A 2001-nucleotide genomic window follows, 5' to 3' on the forward strand; every position below is an offset into this window, starting at 1 on the left:
AGATTCACACTCATCCGGTCCGCCAGAAAGCCCACTCTCTCAATCAGCTCCGGATCTGCCCCCGGAATTGCTTTCACATGGATGTAACCGTTAAATCGATGGACCCGCCGAAGCCGGTACAAGGTCTGATACAGCAGTTCCATCGTGTGATCCGGTGTCTCCAGCACACCGGAACTTAAAAACAATCCTTCTATATAGTTGCGCCGGTAGAATTCCATCGTCAGACGGCAGACCTCCTCTGGCGTAAAGGAGGTACGGACCGTGTCATTGCTCCGACGGTTGACACAGTAATGACAGTCATAGATGCACTGGTTCGTAAATAAAATTTTCAGCAGGGAGATACAGCGCCCATCCGAGGCAAAACTGTGGCAGATGCCGTCCACCCGGCTGTTTCCAAGAAAGCCTTCCTTTCCCTTTCTACCCACGCCGCTGGATGTGCAGGCGGCGTCATACTTCGCCGCATCCGATAAAATTCTTAACTTTTCTTCGATTGAAAGATTTTCCTGTATCAGCATGAGGTTCTTCCTCCTCCCGTCCTGCCGAACATTAGTTCTGGTTTTATCATACCATACTCCCTTTTTAAATGCAAGCTTTTTCGAACATACATTCTGTCATTATTCCCATATGTGTTACTGTTCACGCATGCCCAGTAACGGAATTTTGCTGATGCTTCGCATTCCAAATCAGCAAAATCTGCAGACAGAACTGTATCCGAACCTTGCCAATCTCCGCCTTTAAATTTTCTCTTAAAATATAATTTCGATAACACATGACAATATTTCTGATTGTTTTCCTCGCAAGCCGCGTTTATAATAAAGAAAGATTAAAGGTATAGAATGAATTATTCTTATAGGTAGGATGAAGGAGGAGTTTACAATGGCTATTTTAGTTACTGGAGGCGCCGGTTACATCGGCAGTCATACCTGCATCGAACTTTTAAACGCCGGATATGAGGTCGTTGTCATGGACAACCTTTACAATGCCAGTGAGGAAGCGCTGCGCCGCGTGGAGAAAATCACCGGCAAGCATGTAACCTTTTACAAGGCAGATATGCTGGATCACGAGGCAGTCAATGAGATTTTTGAAAAAGAATCCATCGATTCGGTCATTCATTTTGCAGGCTTAAAGGCAGTCGGGGAATCCGTTGCGAAGCCACTGGAATATTACCACAACAATATCACCGGAACCCTGATTCTCTGCGACGTAATGCGCAATCATGGCGTCAAGAAAATCATTTTCAGCTCCTCCGCTACCGTATACGGAGATCCGGCATTCGTCCCGATCACCGAAGAATGCCCGAAAGGCAAAATCACAAACCCTTACGGTCAGACAAAGGGAATGCTTGAACAGATTTTAACTGACCTGCACGTGGCAGATCCGGAATGGAATGTTGTTCTGCTCCGCTACTTCAACCCAATCGGTGCACACAAGAGCGGTCTGATCGGCGAGGATCCGAAGGGAATCCCGAACAACCTGGTTCCTTATATCGCACAGGTTGCTGTCGGCAAGCTGAAATGTCTCGGTGTCTTCGGCAATGATTACCCGACTCCAGACGGAACCGGTGTGCGCGATTACATCCACGTAGTTGACCTTGCGGTCGGTCATGTAAAAGCACTCCAGAAATTTAACGATAAGCCAGACGTATATATCTACAACCTCGGCACCGGCAAAGGCTACAGCGTACTCGATGTTGTCAAGGCTTACGAAAAAGCCTGCGGCAAAACAATTCCTTATGAAATCAAGCCACGCCGCGCCGGCGATATCGCAACCTGCTACTCCGATGCTACCAAAGCGAAAAATGAACTCGGCTGGGAAGCTCAGTACGGCATTGAGGAGATGTGCGCTGACTCCTGGAAATGGCAGTCGATGAACCCGAACGGATATCGGGACGCTGAGGACTAAAAGAAAATAAAGAATGTGCCTTTTTGTGTAATAGGGAATTCCAGGAAATTTCCTATTACATGACAAAAGCGGCTGACAGATGTCCATCCTAACATCTGC

At 47.3% G+C, this 2001-nt stretch carries 2 protein-coding genes; one reads left to right on the forward strand and one right to left on the reverse strand.

Going from position 1 to position 2001, the window contains the following annotated elements:
* Positions 1-515, reverse strand: a 515-nt coding sequence (locus QVO97_RS00275; RefSeq protein WP_288188452.1) for a 4Fe-4S cluster-binding domain-containing protein, incomplete at its 3' end; no start/stop codon positions are given.
* 361 nt (positions 516-876) lie between these two features.
* On the opposite strand from QVO97_RS00275, the gene galE reads away from it, so the two are divergent.
* Complete coding sequence (gene galE, locus QVO97_RS00280) at positions 877-1902, forward strand: UDP-glucose 4-epimerase GalE (protein WP_022358453.1); 1026 nt, start codon at positions 877-879, stop codon at positions 1900-1902.
* The last annotated feature ends 99 nt before the right edge of the window (positions 1903-2001 follow it).

Source organism: Clostridium sp. CAG:43 (assembly GCF_000434655.1).
In the GTDB taxonomy this organism is placed as follows: domain Bacteria; phylum Bacillota; class Clostridia; order Lachnospirales; family Lachnospiraceae; genus Otoolea; species Otoolea fessa.